The organism is Agromyces cavernae (assembly GCF_021044935.1).
GTDB classification, from domain to species: Bacteria; Actinomycetota; Actinomycetes; order Actinomycetales; family Microbacteriaceae; genus Agromyces; species Agromyces cavernae.
The window spans coordinates 806,659-823,748 of the sequence record NZ_JAJNMP010000002.1; the positions used below are offsets into that span (position 1 = coordinate 806,659).

Genomic DNA, 17,090 nt, shown 5'->3' on the forward strand with positions numbered 1-17,090 from the left:
GCGTGATCGAGTTCAGCGGAGTGGCCCACTCGTACGGCGAGCGCACGGTGCTGCGCGGCATCGACCTGGTGCTCACCGAGCACCGCATCGGCATCGTCGGCGCGAACGGATCGGGCAAGTCCACGCTGGCCCGCATGGTGAACGGACTCGTGAAACCCGACCGCGGCACCGTCACCGTCGACGGCCTCGACGTCGCCCGCAGCGGGCGCGACGTGCGCCGCCGCGTCGGCTTCGTGTTCACCAATCCCGACAGCCAGATCGTGATGCCCACGGTCGCCGAGGACGTCGCGTTCACCTTGCGACGACGCGGGCTCTCGAAGGCGGATGTCTCGGCGCGCGTCGCGGACGCGCTCGAACGGTTCGGCCTCGCAGCCCACGCCGACCACCCCGCGCACCGTCTCTCGGGCGGGCAGAAGCAATTGCTCGCACTCGCGGCCGTGCTCGTCGCCGAGCCGTCGCTCATCGTCGCCGACGAACCGACGACCCTGCTCGACGCCCGCAACGCTCGCCGCATCGCCGACCTGCTCGCCACGCTCCCCCAGCAGGTCATCGTCGTCACCCACCAACTCGAGCTTCTCGAAGGGTTCGACCGGGTCGTCGTGATCGACGAGGGCGGCGTCGTCGCCGACGGCGTGCCCGACACCGCCTTGGGCGTCTACCGGAGCCTCATCGCATGATCGGCCTCTACGTCCCCGGTCGCTCGCCCGTGCACCGCACTCCCGCGCTCGTGAAGCTCGGGGCGCTCGCCGCCGCGGTCGTGATGATCACCCTGCTACGCGAACCGTGGCAGCTCGCCGTCGCGGCGGCCGCCATCGTGGCGCTCTTCCTGGTTGCGCGCATCCCGCCGCGTGCGGCGGCCCACCAGATCGTTCCCGTGCTCTGGCTTCTCGTGGTCGCGGTGCCCGTGCAGGCGTTCTTCGGCGGGTGGACCGCAGCGGTGATGATGGGTGGTCGTGTCGCGGCATCCGTCGCCCTCGCAGCGTTGTTCACGCTGACGACGCAGGTCTCGGCGGTGCTCGACGCGTGCGTGACGTTGCTCGCGCCGTTCCGCCGCTGGGTCGACGCGGATCGCGTCGGCCTCGTGCTCGCGCTCACCATCCGCTGCGTCCCGCTGACGGCCGATATCGTCCGCGAGGTGCTCGAGGCCCGCCGCGCACGCGGCGCACAGGGCTCGATCATGGCGCTCGCCGTGCCGGTGATCGTGCGGTCGCTGCAATCGGCCGACGAGCTCGGCGAAGCCCTCATCGCGCGCGGATTCGACGACTGACGTCACGCCGCCGCGAGCCGACGGAAGCGGGGGCCGGCCCGTTCGGACCGACCCCCGCTCGCGTGCCGTGCCGACCTACGGTGTCGGTGCCGCCTGCACCGCCGTCGTGGTGTGCGCCGAGACGACCTCAGCCGTTCCGGTCAGGTCGGTGTAACCGATGGTGACCTGCAGCCAGCTCCCCTGATCTTCGGCGACCGGGCTGTAGGTGTTGCCCGTGGCCCCGTCGATCGGGGTCCAGGTGGGTGCAGCCCCTCCGACCGTCGGGTCCTCGGTCGTCCTCGCCCACTGGTAGGTGAAGACCTGGCCGTCCTCGCTGAACCCGTCGCCGTCGGTAGGCGAGCCGGCCGCGAGCGCGACGCCGACCTGCGGCACCGCCGACCCGAGGGTCAGCGCACCCGGCTGGTTCACGTTGACGACGGTCGCGGGAGACGTCGCGGACGTGGCCGTTCGGAAGAAGCCGTCGGCGTCGACATAACTCACCGTCACCCGGATGAACATGCCGACCGTCTCGTTCGTCAGGACGAACTCGTTCGATCCGGATCCCGCGGGGTTGACGACCTCCTCCCACTCGTTCACCGTCTCGGGGGTGTCGCCCTCGCCGGCCCACCAGCTGTACCGCAGTGCGGTGACGGCGGAGGTGTCGAACGGAGTGACGCCGTCGGTCTCGAAGAGGTTGGCGGTCGCCGTCGTCCCCTCGTTGAACGGGTCGGCCGTGTCGAGGGTCACGACCGCGCTCACCTCGCACGAATCCCACGTGTTCGTCTCGGCGTTCAGGGTGGCGCAACCGTCGGCGAACTGCAGTCGCTCGAACCCGCGGATCACGTCGACGCCATCGCTCTCCTCGGCCTCGCCCACCTGGGTGTGCTCGACCCGCCAGTAGCCCGAACCGGCCGGACCGACCTGGGTGATCGTGTACGACGCGAACGGGTTGCGGTAGAACGCCGTGTCGACCGCGTCGGGGCTCTCGTCGTAGACGATCTCGCGGACAATCTCGATGTCACCCGGGTTCAGGGTTCCGTTGAACACCGCCGCCTGCAGCTGCGCGGCGCTGTCGAAGCGCTGACCCGTGACGGTGTTCTCGAGCTGCACCCGCAACATCGCGTCCCCGTCGAGGTAGTCGTTGCCACCACGACCCTCGATGGTGTCGCTGCCGGGCCCGCCGATCATCAACTTGTGCACGCCGTCGGCATCGAGGTCGGGAGTGCTGCGCAGGATCGGCAGCGAGAAGTCGCCGAGCGCGACCTGCACCCCGTTGACCTCGACCGTCGGGCGCAGCATCTCGGTGAGGCCGTCGACCATCGCGAGCGTCTCCTCGGTCGCCTTGTGCAGCGGGATCTCGCTCGGCGCGATGTCGTCGGCCTCGACGAGCGGGCCGCGGAGGGTGTCGTTGCCGGCACCGCCCGAGAGCGCCTCGAGCTGGTCGAACCGCGACGGCAGCGGGTTGTTCGGGTCGGTCGTGCGCGTGAACGACCAGTCCGAGGTCACCGGCTGGGTCTGGCCGTAGTAGGTCAGCCAGTCGAAGCCGATGTTGCCCAGGTGCCGGTCGGTGCCGACCGCGGCGCCGATGAGGACGTCGTCGCCGCCCTCGCCCTCGATGTCGTCGTTGCCGAGTCGACCCATCACGACGTCGTTGCCTCCGATCACGTCGTTCTGGAACTGGTCGGCGTTGTCGCCCTGCAGGAGGTCGGCGTGCGAACTGCCTTCCACCCAGTCCTCGTGCTCGCCGCCGATGACGGTCGTGCGACCGGACGTGCCGAGCACGATGTCGTTGCCCATGCCCGCGAAGAACGTCGAGCCGTCACCGCCGCCGTTCACGATGAAGTCGTCACCGAGGCCGCCGAGGCCGAGATCCACGCCCGGACCGATGTGGATCGCATCGTTGCCCTGCATGCCCTTGATGTTGTCGTCGCCGAACGAGTCGGTGATGATGTCGTGGCCCGGGCCGCCGACGAGTGCGTCGTTGCCGGCGCCCCCTTCGATGCGGTCGTCGCCCTGGTAGCCCCAGATGGCGTCATCACCCTCGTCGCCGCGCAGGCGGTCGTCTCCGGTGCCGCCATGGAGCTCGACGTGCTCGTCACCACTCCAGCGCCACGTCCCGTCGCCGTCCCTGATGAGTCCGGCGGGCACCGGGTTCGGGAGGTCGTCGATGTCGAGGTCGACGCCGGGTTCGTGCCAGGCGAAGATGTCGGCCGGCAGGTTCGACGCATCGGTGTTCCGCTGGATCATGTCCGAGAACGTGTTGCCCTCGAGCGCGGCGAACAACTGCTCGCCCTGGTTGCGGAACAGGTAGTAGAAGCGGTCGCCGAACTGCAACGCCTCGAGCTGGGACTCGAACACGTAGTTGAACGTCGAACCGAGCATGCCGCCGAAGGGGTTGAGCCGCTCGGCGAGGCCGCCGATCCAGAACTCGACGTCCTCGAGGCCGGTGACGGTCTGACCCGCGACATTCGCCCACCTGCCCGTGCCGTTCATGAAGGCGAGCCGGTCGGCGGGCGCCTTGAGCGGCACCGGAGCGAAGCGGGCGAGCGCGAGCTCGACGCCCTGGCTCACCGCGCTCGTGCCGCCGAGGATGTGGATCTGCGCCGGCGCGAGGCGAGTGAGTTCCGCGCGCAGCGCGGGCGTGAGCCCAGTCGGCGGCACGAGGAGGATCGGAGCGTGGTTGATGCCCGCTGCCGCGGCCGCCGCGAGGGCGTCGGGGAAGTTGGCGCCGGTCGCGAGATAGACGCGGTCGGCTCCGGTCGGGAAGAAGTGCTTGCTGATCGCGATCGCGGTCTCGTACCTGCTCGCCCCGCCGAGGCGCACCACATCGCCGGACGCGTAGGCGTCCAGCTGGCGTTGCACCGACGTGCTCACGGCACTGGATGAGCCGAGCACGACGATCTCCTCCGGGTTGAGCCGGTCGAGCTCCGCGCGCACGACCCCGGGGATCGCGTTCGGTCGCACGAGCAGGATCGGCGATCCGTCACGTGCTGCCACCGCGGCACCCGCCAACGCGTCGGGGAAGTTCAGGCCGTTGGCGATGAACACGCGATCGACCGGTGCGTCGAAGGTCTCGGCGGAGATGTCGACGGCCGTCGCGAATCGGTCTGCGCCCGAGAGGCGCGTGACCGGCGCGTCGGACGCCGAGAGTGCGTTCAGCGCCGCCACGGTCCTCGGACCCACCGCACTCGGACCGCCGAGCACCACGATGCGGTCGGGGTTCAGCCGCAGGAGCTCGTTGCGCGTCGGGAGCGGAAGCTCACCCGTGTCGCCATTGGCCGTGAGGAGGATCGGTCCGTTGAGCGCGCCGCCCGCGAGCGCGTCGGGGAAGTTCATCCCGTTCGCCACGTACGCCACCTGCACCGAGTCCGCGGCGAAGTGCCGCTCGGAGATCAGCTGGGCCGTGTGGAAGCGGTCGGAGCCCGGGTACCGGGAGATGAACTCCTCACCGGGAATCGCGCCGTTCACGAGCAGGGCCGCGGCGTCTCGCTTCGCCTCGATCGTCGTGGCCGCCGTGACCGTCGGGTGCGAACCGTACGCCGCCACGAAGTTCACGAGCGACGCGTTGGTGCCGCCGCGTCCGAAGTTGTTGCCGTTCTTGATGTTGAGGCCGAAGTCCGTCCAGTTGGCGTACGGCTTCAGGTCGGCATCACCCGTCGCTTCGAAGAACGTCGTGCGCGCCGCTTGCAGCCCCGGGATTCCGAGGTCGCGACCGCGCAGGAGGTTGATGGTCGCGAGGTCGAGCGGCAGGCCGAGCAGGCTGTTGCGCAGCGTGTCGACGATGTGCTCGTCGATCTGGCTGCCCACGCGCGCGGTGGTGCCGTTCACGATGGATCCGGCCGCCTCTTCTGGTGAGAGCGTGCCGCCGAGGTCGAACGCCTCAGGGTTGAGGAAGCCGTCGAGCAGCGGCACATCCTCGAGACCGGGTGTTCCCCCGACGACACTCTCGCGGCCGATCTCCTCGGTCATCATCGAGTGGCCGAAACGGTAGACGACCTGCGAGAACTCCGCGGTGATCGCCGCGTCGACACCGGCGTTGTAGCTGTTCTCGTTGAACACCACCGCGTCGATCGTCGGGGCCACCTTGCGCGCGAACTCCTCGAAGACGAGGTGCTGGTACTGCATCTCGGTCGCGAACTTCGCGGCCTGGAAGAGCCGCTGCTGGTAGGTCCAGTCGTCGGCCTCGGCACCGGGCAGCGTCTCCTCGGCCTTGGCCGAGCGGTACGCGTGGTCCTCTCCGCGGAAGGCCTTGCCGAACTCCTCGAGCTGTGCGGGGTCGGCGACGGTCTGGTCGTTCAGGAGTTCGGGCATCTCGCCGGCGAGGAGCCGCTCGATCTGGCCGGCCATGCGGTTGTGCTCGGCGTGGAACACCGAGTGCACCGCCGTGAGGCCGATGTTCTCGTTGACGCGGCCGTCGCCCGCGATGAAGTGCTCGCCGAGCGCGACGTTGTCGTACCCGGTGAGGGTCGAGTCGTTGACCGGAGCGCCACCCGCGTCGAACAGCGGAATGCCCGGGTCGATGACGTTGCCGTCTTCGCCGAACTGCAGCGGAACGAGGTTGCCCTGGGCGTCGAACAGCGGCGTCGCTCCGTGCGCGATGTCATCGAGGAAGGCGTGACCCGTCGAGAGCGCGTTCGCGGTCGAGATCGGCGCCGCGGTGTCGCCCTCGACGAAGTCGATGCCGTCGACGGTCTCGTCGGTCGCGACGATCAGCTGCGGAAGCCCACGCTCGGGACCCGGGACGAAGTTGCCGTAGGGGTCGGTGAGGATCTGCGGGACCGCGAGCACGTCGTCGTCGGTGAGGTTGATGCCGAGGACGTTCCGGGCCTGGGCCTTCACGTCGTTCCACGTCGCCATGCCGCCGCGCTCGCCGCCACCGAGGTCGCCCTCGATGAGGCGCCCGGTGTCGGTCCCGTCGGGGCCGTACGCACGGAGGAAGACCTGGTGCGAAGGATGCGACGAGTAGGTCTGGTTCTGGTCGATGAACGGGGTCGTGAGGTTCGTGTACTCGTTCGTGGCGTTGCCGGCCGCGTCCTCGGCGCGGTCTGCACGGGTGAGCATCAGGAAGTTGGAGTTCGAATCCGGGTCGTACAGGGGGTCGTCCTCCTCCAGCGGAACCACGAGGGTTCCGTGACCGCCCTTCGCGATGAGGTCGAGACCATGGTCGAAGAACTGGCCGAAGAAGCCCATGAACGTGTTGAACGGGGCCGAGAGCTCTTCGTCGGCGGTCGTGTTCGGCGTGACCACGCGGTCGGTGCCCGGGATGATCGTCGCCGTGCCGGCATCGAGTTGGTTCAGGATCGCCGGGTTGTTCGTCGTCTGGTCGACGATGAGGTTGCTGACCGTGCGGGGCTCGGAGTCGTAGACGAAGCCCTCGGTCTGCGAGTAGCACGTCCGCGCGGCGGGCGAGGGGGGTCCGGGATTCGCGCAGACCGCGGTGTTCGCGGGGTTGTTCGCGGGAGCGCCCGCCGGAACGGTCTCACCCTGGCGCCACTCGGGTTCGAGCAGGCGCGGGAACGTGCTGTCCGAGGCGCCGAACTCGCTCTGGCCGACGACCAGGTTGTTGTAGGTGCCGTCGACCGTGCGCACGCCGAACGTGTTCATGACGTTCGGCACGCACTTGCCGCTCGAGTCGTCGGGGTCGGAGCAGAGCAGCTCGTAGTTCGACGGCTCGAGTGCGTCCGCCGCGTGCGCCTCGGAGATCTGGATCTGCCGCAGGATGAATTCGAGGTCGTTCTGGTTGAGGACGAACGCGGGATCCTCATCGGTGACCGCCTGCGCGGGCGGTGCGACGCTCGCGAGTGAGATCGTGCCGATCAGCCCGATCAGTGCGAGCAGCGCGATGAGTGTGCGCTGCAGTCTCGATTCAGGTCGGCGTCGTAGGGAGAACGGGCTGATTCCAGGCGATGCGCTCAATTTCAGTCTCCAGATATGACGGTGGCCGCCGATCCAGGTGGTTGCGCGACAGCAACTGTGCCCCCGCACAACCGGACCGTGACGTCAGGTTTGGACCTGTTTAGCGGCAACCCGAACGAGGCGGCCACCGGCCGGATGGAAATCAACCCCGAACTGGGGTCGAATGAAGGGCGTCTTCACCCGAGTGCTGAGGAAGACTCAGGATATGCCGCTGATCAGCCATTTCTCCCGGTGGTGCGCGAGCGGCCCGCACGACGAAGGCTGTTTCGCGTTCGCAGGGAGGTCGTGGCATCCTTCGTGTGTCCGATCCGATACACCCGAAGGACTCCGCATGAACTTGACCGATCGAGTACTCCCGACGGCGATCCTCCGCTCGCTCGTCGCCGGTGCCGCCATCGGCGTCGCGCTCGTGATGACCGGATGCGCCGGCGAGCGCGGCCCCGTCGACGAGGCGACCGTCGTCACGACCTGGGGCTCCGAAGACGAGGGTCAGCCGCACCTCACGTTCACCGATGACGGCAGCGTCTCAGGCAGCGACGGTTGCAACCGACTCGTCGGCAGCTGGACGCTCACGGGCGACACGATCGCCACCGACAGCCTCGCCACGACGCGCAAGGCCTGCGAGGGCGTCGACACCTGGCTGTCGGGATTCGCGACGGCCGTCGTCGACGGCGACCGGCTCATCGTGAGCGGCGTCGACGGCGAGCAGATCGGCGTCCTCCGGAACTGAGGCGCCCGACGGCGCGTGGGGTCGGATGCCTCGCTCCGGGCCCTCGCGGAGCTGTTCACCTCGCGCGGATTCGACGACTGATCCTCGGGTTCGCGCGGTGTCGGTCGGCCCCGGCAGACTGGCCTTCGCCGCCGACCCGAGGAGACCCGCCCGACCATGATGGGGTTCACGCACGCCACGAGCGGCGCAGCCGCCTGGATCGCGGTCACGGGCGCGCTGCCGATCGTGACGTCAGGCGCCTACCCGCTCGACCCCGTGGGCGTGCTCGCGGGTGCCGCCGTGTGCGCCGGCGCCGCCCTGCTGCCCGACGCCGACCACCATAGCGCGACGATCGCGCAGTCGGTGCCGGTCCTGGGTCGCGTGGTGACCGGCGTGGTCGGCGAACTGTCCGGCGGGCATCGGCACGGCGCGCACTCGCCCGTCGCGGTGCTCCTGGTCGCGGTCGGCGCCTGGGGGCTGACGCTGCTGACCGTGCCGTCGGAGCCGGCCGGCACGATCGCGATCGGCGCCGGGATCGGCACCGCGGCCCTCACGGCCTTCGGGCTGAAGGCGCGCGGGTTCGCGCGGAACTGGTTCGCTGCCTGGGTGCTCGGCGCACTGCTCGGGGCGTTCATCGTCGTGTTCGCGCCGGAGCAGGTCGCCTGGTTCCCCCTCGCCGTGACGATCGGGTTCGTCGCGCACCTCGCCGGCGACCTCCTCACCACCGGCGGACTGCCCGGGCTGCTCTGGCCGTGGGTGCCACGGCCGCCCGAGGTGCTGCGCCCGATGCCGGTGCTGAATCGGCTCTGGCTGCCGAACGGCTACGTCGCACTGCCGCTGCTCGGCGACACCGGCTCGTTCCGCGAGACCATGCTCGGCGCTGCCCTCGCGCTGTACTGCTTCGCGGGATTCGCGTACGAGGGTCTTCTGCTCGTGGGCGTCGACGTGTTCGCGGGGTGGTGAGCGCACCGACGACAGAAGCCCGGAACCCACGCGATCTGCGCAGTTCCGGGCTTCTCGGTGCACCCCCAGGGACTTGAACCCTGAACCCACTGATTAAGAGTCAGTTGCTCTGCCGATTGAGCTAGAGGTGCGTGATTCCGGTGATTTTGCGGAACCGGAACCGAGGAACCACGTTATCAGGAGAACGGTCGGCGCGCGAATCGTGGTCGGCGATCCCCGAACCATCCGGAAACGGCGGGCCCGCACGCCGGTGGGACCGGCTCCGAGGAGCCGATCCCACCGGCGCTGGGTGCGTCACCCCTACGGGAGTACGACCGCATCCGGCAACGGCGCGCCCACGATCGTTCGACCCTCGAGCACCCCATCGACCAGGACCTGGTACTGGACGACCACTCGCAGGAACATCCCTACATCGGTGTCCGGCGGAACCGTGATGGTGTCCTCATTCGGTGTGTAGGTCGACACGAGGCCGCCCGCGACATCCGGACCGACCGGGAGGGGGGCGTCGACCGCGGTACCCCACGGTCCGTCGAGCGAGGCGGAGGTCTGCCAGCTGAACTGGAGGTCCCCGACCGGGGTCACTCCGTCGGGCAGCGTGACCGTCGCGGTGACGGGCTCGCCCTCGGTCGGCACCGTGATCGGGTCGGTGAGCGTGAGCGCGACCTGGCCGGCCGGCTCGCACGACACCGGCTCGGCACCCGTGATGTCGAGGCATCCTCCGTTGGCGAACCGCAGCTGCTCGACGTTGACGAGCACATCGAAGCCGTCTTCGGGGAATACCGTCTCGGGGTCGAGCGGGCTGACGATCAGCGGCGGGTTGGCGGGGTCGAGCGGTTCGACCCGCCAGTACCCGCCACCGAGGTTCGTGACCGAGTAGTCGAGCACGTCGCCGACGTACTGCGCAGTATCGACGTCGGTCGCACCGGCCGCATTCACGATCGAGCGGAAGATGTCGACCGCACCTGGGTTGATCTCACCGGAGAGCATCCGGGCCGAGATCTGGTCGGCGCTGTCGAACCGCTCGGCCTGGTACCCGAGCTGCACTTGCAGCACCGAGTCGCCGTCGATGAAGTCGGATCCGCCGCGACCGTTGATCACGTCGCTGCCCGCACCACCGAGCATGACCTGGTTCGTCAACTGCGGGTTCAGCGGGTCGAACGGGTCTGCCGGCAGGAACGGCGTCGAGTAGTCGGCACCGCCCGGTCGGAGCAGCGCTTCGAAGCCGTCGACCAGATCGAGCGCACGCTGCGACAGCTTGTGGAAGATCGCATCCTCAGGAAGCAGGATGTCACCGTCCACGAGGTTGCCCAGGATCGTGTCGTTGCCGGCACCACCCGAGACCGCCTCGAGCTGGTCGTAGCGGTCGCGCTGCGGGTCCTCACCGGTCTGCTCGAGGAAGATCGACAGGTCGATGTCCATGTTCACGGTTTCGCCGTAGAACGAGACCCAGTCGTAGCCGAGGTTGCCGAGGAACCGGGTGGTGCCCGACTCGCGACCGACGATGATGTCATCGCCGCCCTCGCCTTCGACATCGTCGATGTTGCCGCCGGCGATCACGACGTCGTCACCGCCGATGGTGTCGTTCTGCTGCTGGTCGGCGTTGTCGCCCTGCAGCAGGTCGCCGTGGATGCCGCTCTCCAGCCAGTCGTTGCCCTCATTGCCCTGGACCACGAGCCGGCCGTCGGTACCGAGAACGATGTCGTCGCCCAGGCTGCCGAACACGGTCTTCTCGTCGGAGCCGTTGGTGACGAAGTCGTCACCGAGGCCGCCCTGCGCGAGGTCGAATCCGTTGCCCGTGCTGATGACGTCGTTGCCCTGCTTGCCCTTCATGTTCTCATCGCCCTGGATGTCGGTGATGATGTCGTCGCCGGTGCCGCCGACGAGGGAGTCGGCGCCGGAGCCGCCCTCGATCCGGTCGTTGCCGCCGTAACCCCAGATCGCGTCGTCGCCCTCGTCACCGCGCAGGTTGTTGGCTGCGTCGTTGCCGTGGAACTCGACGTGCTCGGGACCGAACCACCGCATCGAGGTCGCCGTCGCCTCGAGCGCCTCAGGCACCGGGTTCGGCAGCGCATCGATGTCGAAGACCTCGTCGGCGACCGAGAAGATGTCGGCCGGGAGGTTCGACGCGTCGGTGTTGCGTTGGATCATGTCGGAGAACGTGTTCCCCTCGAGTGCCGAGAACAGCTGCTGGCCCGGGTTGCGGAACAGGTAGTAGAACCGGTCTGCGAACTGCAGGTTCTCGAGCTGCGTCGTGAACACGTACTCGAATGTCGACCCGAGCATCGACTGGAAGGGCTGCAGCCGCTCCGCCAGTCCGCCGATCCAGAACTCGACGTCCTCGAGGCCCGTGACCGTCTCGCCCGCGACGTTCGCCCACGCACCGGTGCCGTCCATGAAGGCGAACCGGTCGGCCGGGATCACCGGGGCCGGCGGACCGAAGGCGTTGACCAACTGCGCCTCGATCGCCGTCGAGACCGCGGCCGGGCCACCGAGCACGCGGATCTGCGTGGCCCCGAGGCGAGCGATCTCGTTCATGACCGAGGCCGGGATGGCACCCTGCGGAACGAGCAGCAGCGGTGCGTTGTTCAGCCCGGCCGCCACGCCGCCCGCGAGGGCGTCTGGGAAGTTGGTGCCGGTCGCGATGTAGACGCGCTCTGCCGACGTGAAGAACCGCTGGCTGATCGCGACCGCGGTCGCGTAGCGGTCGGCACCCGCGACCCGCGTGACGGGTCCGTAGGCCGTGAGCGCGTTCGCGACACTCGTGCCGACGGCGCCGGTGCCACCCACGATCACGATCTGTGCGGGATCGAGCGCCGCGAGCGCGTTCCTCGTGGCCTGCGGAAGCGACGTCGGTGTGGCGAGCAGGATCGGTGACCCGTCCCGTGCCCCGACGGCGGATGCCGCGAGCGCGTCCGCGTAGTTCAGGCCGTTGGCGATGAACACGCGCGAAACTCCGGGCGCCGCGAACTCCTGCGCGATCTGCGCCGCGGTCGCGTAGCGGTCGGCGCCGCCGATCCGGACGACCGGTCCGTCGGTGTAGGCGGCGAGCGCGGCGAACGACGCCGTCGAGACCGCCGCCGTACCGCCGAGCACGACGATGCGCTGCGGGCGCAGGCGGATGAGCTCACCAGCTGTGGCCGCCCCGATCTCACCCGGCGTCGCCGCGTTGGTGAGCAGGATGGGGCCGCCCTCGGCCGCCGCCGCCACGCCGCCCGCGAGAGCGTCGGGGAAGTTGAGGCCGTTGGTGATGTACGCGACTGGGATCCCCGGTCCGTCGGCGGGCGGGGTCGGGAAGGTGTCGAAGCTGATCCTCGCCGCCGTCTCGAACCGGCTCGCGCCGGCCAGGCGAGCGAAGAACTCCTCGCCTTGCAGCTGACCGTCGACGATCAACGACGCCGCATCGCGCTTCGCTTCGATCGTGTCGGCCGCGAGGATCGTCGGGTGCTTGCCGTACGCCGCCACGAAGTTGATGAGCGACGCCGTGCTGGTCGAACGACCGAAGTTGTCGCCGTTCTTGATGTTCGCCCCGAAGTCCCGCCAGTTCGCGTACGGCTCGAGCACCGCGTTGCCGGTGCGCTCGAAGAGCGTCTGGCGCACCTCCTGCAGCGGCGGCACGCCGGTGTCGCGGCCGCGCATCAGGTTGAGCGACGGCAGGTCGAGCGGCAGGCCCAGCAGGTTGTTGCGCAGCGTGTCGACCACGTGCTGGTCGATCTGGCTGCCCCGAGCCGAGGTCATGCCGTTGATGAGCGAGCCTGCCGCCTCCTCGGCGGGAATGGTTCCGCCTTCGTCGTACAGGACGGGGTTCAGGAAGCCCTCGAGCAATGGGACATCCTGGAACTGCGTCGGCGCAGCACCGCTCGTCGTCTGGTCGACCGCGCTGCGACCGATCGTGTCGGTCATCATCGAGTGGCCGAACCGGTACACCGTGTGCGCGAACTCGGCGAAGATCGCCGGGTCGAGCGAATTGTTGTAGCCGTTCTCGTTTCCGACGATCTCACCCACGGGGGCGAGCTTGCGCGCGAACTCCTCGAACACGAGGTGCTGGTACTGCATCTCGGTCGCGAACTTCGCCGCCTGGAAGAGACGCTGCTCGTAGGTCCAGTCGTCGGCCTCGGGCTGGGGAAGCTCCCAGCCTGCCTTCGCGTCGACGGTGTACGTGTGAGCTTCGCCGCGGAAGGCGTTGGCGAACTGCTGGCGTACGTTGTCGTCGGCGGCCGACTCCGGGTTGAGCAGCTCGGGACGCAGGCCGTTGAGCACGTCTTCGACCTGGCCGACCATGCGGTTGTGCTCGGCGTGGAACACCGCGTGCACCGCCGTCAGGCCGATGTTCTCGTTGACTCGGCCGTCACCGGCCATGAAGTGCTCGTCGAGGGTCGCGTTGTCGTAGCCCGTGAGCACCGGCTGGCCGTTGGCGTCCAGCACCGGGCTGCCGTCGGGGTTGAAACGCGGCAGGAGGTTGCCGTTCGCGTCGACCACGGGCGTCGAGCCGTGCGCGATGTCGTCGAGGAAGGCGTGGCCCGTGCCGACCGCGTTGTCGGGAACCGGAACACCGCCGGGGCCTGCGGGCACCAGGGAGGTGACGCCGGCTGCGTCGGCGACCACGAACTGCGGGTAGCCGTTCGCGCCGGGGATGAAGTTGCCGTACGGGTCCGTGGCCAGCAGCGGGATGTCGAGCAGGTCGGCGTCGGTGAGCTGGATGCCCAGGATGTCGTTGGCCTGGGCCTTGACGTCACGCCACTTGGACATGCCGCCGGCGACGCCCTCGATCAGGTGACCGGTCGCCTGCGGCGCGCCGCCGACGAGTGCGTACGCGCGCAGGAACACCTGGTGCGACGGGTGCGATGCGTAGGTCTGGTTCTGATCGATGAACGGGCTCGTGATGTTCTTGTGCTCGGTCGTCGGGTTGCCGGCCTCATCGAGGACCCGCGTCGCACGCGAGAGCGTGATGAAGTTCGTCGGCGAACCCGCGACGAAGAGCGGGTCGTCGGGCTGCAGCGGCACCACGATCGTGCCGTTGCCACCCTTGCCGACGAGGTCGAGGCCGTGGTCGAAGAACTGGCCGAAGAAGCCCATGAACGTGTTGAACGGAGCCGAGAGCCCCTCATCGGGAGCGGTGTTCGGCGTCGTCACGCGGCCGTCGATTCCGGGAACCTCGGACGCGAACCCCTCGGCGACCGCATCCTGGATCGCGGGGTTGGTCATGTTCTGGTCGACGATCAGGTTGCTGACCGTGCGCGGGTCCGAGTCGTAGACGATGCCGTCGGTCTGCTGATAGCAGGTCGTGCCGGCCGCGCACATCGCGGTCTGCGCCGGAGTGTTGGCCGGGAATCCCAGGGATGCGACGGCTGGATCGGCCTGGCGCCAGTACGCCGGGACGAGCCGCGGGAATGCGACGTCCGAAGCGCCGAACTGGCTGCCGTTCAGGTTCGGGTTGATGTTGTTCTCTTCGCCCGAGACGGTGCGCAGGCCGGTCGGCTTCGAGTCGGTCGCGGCGCACTTGCGCGGTTCTGCGGGGGTCGGCGTGCAGAGGATCGCGTTGCCCGCCGCGTGGGCCTCGGAGACCTGGATCTGCCGCAGGATGAACTCGAGGTCGTTCTGCGTGAGCACGAACGAGGGATCGCCGTCGGTGGCCGCGTACGCGGGAGGTGCGCTCGAGGGCGACGCCAGGTTGCCGATCAGGAGGGTTGCGATCGCGGTGATCATGGCGATCGCCACGAGCCACAGTCGCCGCGGGTCACGCAGACCGTCAGCGGCTGGTAGGGCAGTTCGAGTACTCACGGGGCGCTCCTTGAGACGTGGCGGCCCTGACGGATCCGCCGTGAATGAACCCACCCGGTGCCCCGGCATCGCTGCCGGGATCCCGCAGCGGTCGGCGCCTGGACCGGCCACTGCGCCTGTTCTAACCCCGTTGTCGAGACATACTCAAGACGCTGGAACCAAATTCCCCCCGTACTGGGGGACGATATGAGCTTCGCTCAATTACCGGACGATGCTCTCCGTTTCGGGTTCCCGAAACCCCGTGCGAGAGCGCGCACCCGGCCACCAGATCGTCGGCCCGAGGTCGTACGCCGCCGCCGGCACGAGCAACGTGCGAACCACGAATGTGTCGAGGAGCACGCCGAACGCCACGATGAACGCGATCTGAGCCAGGAAGAGCAGCGGCAGGACGCCCAGCGCCGCAAAGGTCGCCGCGAGGATGACCCCCGCCGACGTGATGACGCCGCCGGTGAGCACGAGGCCGCGCAGCACCCCGTCGCGCACCCCGTGACGGGCGCCCTCCTCGCGAGCGCGCGTCATCAGGAAGATGTTGTAGTCGACGCCGAGTGCGATCAGGAACACGAAGGCGAAGAGCGGAACCGTGGGATCGGCGCCCGAGAACCCGAACAGCGTGTTGAAGATGATCGCCGAGAACCCGAGTGCAGCGGCATACGAGAGTGCGACGCTCGCGATGAGCAGCAGCGGGGCGACGAGCGCGCGCAGGAGCACCATGAGCACCAGCAGCACGGCCAGGAGCACGAGCGGGATGATGAGCGTGCGATCGCTCGTCGCGGCGGCGTTGCCGTCGACGTCGATCGCGGTCTGACCGCCCACGAGGATGCCGGCGTCGACGTCGTCGAGCGCCGTTCGAAGCTCGCGCACGGTCGATTCCGCCTGCGGCGTGTCGGCCGCCGACGTCAGGGTGACCTCGAGCAACACGGTGTCGTCGACGACGATCGGGGCGGGGGCGATGCCGGCACCCACGGCGAACGGCTGGACGCCGTCGGGCGTGATCGGCGCTGGGCCGGCGAGCGTCGCGATGCGCACCGAGTCGACGCCCGGCACATCCAGGGCCCGCTCGGTCGCGGGGAGGATCGCGTCGACGCCGACGACGAGGACCGCGGGCGTCCCTGCGCCCGCCGGGAAGTGCTCGGCGATCACGTCGAGTCCCTCGCGCGCGGGCGAGGCGCCGAGCACGTACTCGCTCGAGGGCGATCCGTCGGCGCGCAGCTGCGTGAGGCCGAGCGCCATGACCGCCAGCACGAGCGTCGAGACGACCCAGACCGCGCGCGGTCGGCGGGCGATGCGGCGCGCGAGTCGAGCCCAGACGCCCGCTCCGCCGAGCACGTCGGCATGCGTCGGGTCGGTGGCGACGGACTTCAGGCGTCGGGGCCAGAATGCGGCGCGACCCGCCCACAGCAGCAGCACCGGAAGCAGGGTGAAGGCCGCGAGCAGCGCGAACACGATGCCGATCGCGGCGACCGGGCCGAGGGTGCGGTTCGAGTCGAGCTGACTGAGCAGCAGCACCGTGAGCGAGACGATCACCGTCGCTCCCGAGGCGAGGATCGGCTGCCAAGACCCCTTGAGGGCCTCGAGCGTCGCGTCCCACCGCGCGCCGCGTCGCGCGAGCGCCTCGGTGTAGCGCGAGATGTAGAGCAGGGCGTAGTTCGTCGTCGCCCCGATGACGAGGATCAGCAGGATGCCCTGCGTCTGTCCGGCGAGCAGGATGACCCCGCTGCGAGCCAGGGCCGAGACGACGAGCACCGCGCCGCACAGCGCCGAGAGACTGGTCACGAGCACGATGAGCGGCAGGAGGACCGACCGGTACACGATGACGAGCACGAGCAGCACCGCGGCGAGTGCGACGAGCAGCAGCAGCCCGTCGATGCCCTGGAACGCGGTGATGATGTCGCTCGTGAACCCCGCCGGCCCGGTCACGTGGACCTGCAGCCCATCGGGCGCGACGTCGGCAAGCCGGGATCGCAGGGCGGTGACGGCCTCGTCGATCTCACCCACGGACGCGACGGGGATCACGAGCTCGGCCGCAAGCCGGTCGTCGGAGACGATGACCGGCGTCGCGTCGAAGACCCGCACGCCCTCGATCGGCTCGATGCGGCGCACGCCCCGATCGATCTCGGACTCCACGAAGGCGTCGATCGGCGCGTCGGCTTCGAAGACCACGACGGCGTACGTCACGCCCTCGAGGGCGAACTGCTGCTGCAGGTCGCGCACCTGCGTGGACTCGGCCGTGGCCGGCAGGAATTGCACGCGATCGTTGGTCGACAGTTCGCTGAGCTGGCTGAACATGCGCCCGCCCACGAGGAACAGCACAGTCCAGATCAGGATGAGCGCGACGGGGCCGGCGATGCGCAGCCATCGCGGGGCACCTGCGAGCCCAGAACCACGTGCGTCGGGATTCATGCGTCACAATCTAGGGCGTCGACCGTCTCGCACGCGTGATTGCGGGCCCGCACGATTGCGTGCCGGATAGCCTGAGAC

Annotated in this window: 7 protein-coding genes and 1 tRNA gene; 4 read left to right on the forward strand and 4 right to left on the reverse strand. The window is 69.1% G+C overall.

The window, feature by feature from the left end; all coding sequences use genetic code 11:
* The first annotated feature begins 2 nt into the window (after positions 1–2).
* A complete protein-coding gene (locus LQ757_RS09795) occupies positions 3–677 on the forward strand; it encodes an energy-coupling factor ABC transporter ATP-binding protein (protein ID WP_231047339.1) in 675 nt (224 codons plus the stop codon).
* On the forward strand, positions 674–1,267 hold the full coding sequence (locus LQ757_RS09800) for an energy-coupling factor transporter transmembrane component T family protein (protein ID WP_231047022.1): 594 nt from the start codon (positions 674–676) through the stop codon (positions 1,265–1,267). The genes LQ757_RS09795 and LQ757_RS09800 overlap by 4 nt, the downstream gene beginning before the upstream one ends.
* 75 nt (positions 1,268–1,342) lie before the next feature.
* Here LQ757_RS09800 and LQ757_RS09805 read toward each other — a convergent pair whose 3' ends face one another.
* Positions 1,343–7,162: a peroxidase family protein gene (locus LQ757_RS09805; RefSeq protein ID WP_231047023.1), complete on the reverse strand. Its 5,820-nt coding sequence runs from the start codon at positions 7,160–7,162 to the stop codon at positions 1,343–1,345.
* Positions 7,163–7,493: 331 nt separating this feature from the next.
* Between LQ757_RS09805 and LQ757_RS09810 the strand changes: the two genes are divergently transcribed.
* Together LQ757_RS09810 and LQ757_RS09815 are read left to right on the forward strand one after the other, a co-directional pair.
* On the forward strand, positions 7,494–7,892 hold the full coding sequence (locus LQ757_RS09810; protein WP_231047024.1) for an META domain-containing protein: 399 nt from the start codon (positions 7,494–7,496) through the stop codon (positions 7,890–7,892).
* 156 nt (positions 7,893–8,048) lie between these two features.
* Entirely contained in the window at positions 8,049–8,834 is a 786-nt protein-coding gene (locus tag LQ757_RS09815; RefSeq protein ID WP_231047025.1) for a metal-dependent hydrolase, read from the forward strand.
* Between the two features lie 58 nt (positions 8,835–8,892).
* Here LQ757_RS09815 and LQ757_RS09820 read toward each other — a convergent pair.
* From LQ757_RS09820 to LQ757_RS09830, 3 genes are all read right to left on the reverse strand, one after another.
* A tRNA-Lys gene (locus LQ757_RS09820) sits at positions 8,893–8,965 on the reverse strand.
* A gap of 169 nt (positions 8,966–9,134) precedes the next feature.
* On the reverse strand, positions 9,135–14,612 hold the full coding sequence (locus tag LQ757_RS09825; RefSeq protein ID WP_231047026.1) for a cell wall-binding repeat-containing protein: 5,478 nt from the start codon (positions 14,610–14,612) through the stop codon (positions 9,135–9,137).
* 201 nt (positions 14,613–14,813) lie between these two features.
* Complete coding sequence (locus LQ757_RS09830) at positions 14,814–17,012, reverse strand: MMPL family transporter (RefSeq protein WP_231047027.1); 2,199 nt, start codon at positions 17,010–17,012, stop codon at positions 14,814–14,816.
* Positions 17,013–17,090 lie beyond the last annotated feature (78 nt).

What these genes read in the sequence shown, in the direction of transcription:
- LQ757_RS09800 (WP_231047022.1), top strand. Translation starts at nt 674, where the DNA reads ATGATCGGCCTCTACGTCCCCGGTCGCTCGCCCGTGCACCGCACTCCC.
- LQ757_RS09810 (WP_231047024.1), top strand. Translation starts at nt 7,494, where the DNA reads ATGAACTTGACCGATCGAGTACTCCCGACGGCGATCCTCCGCTCGCTC.
- LQ757_RS09815 (WP_231047025.1), top strand. Translation starts at nt 8,049, where the DNA reads ATGATGGGGTTCACGCACGCCACGAGCGGCGCAGCCGCCTGGATCGCG.
- LQ757_RS09830 (WP_231047027.1), bottom strand. Translation starts at nt 17,012, where the DNA reads ATGAATCCCGACGCACGTGGTTCTGGGCTCGCAGGTGCCCCGCGATGG.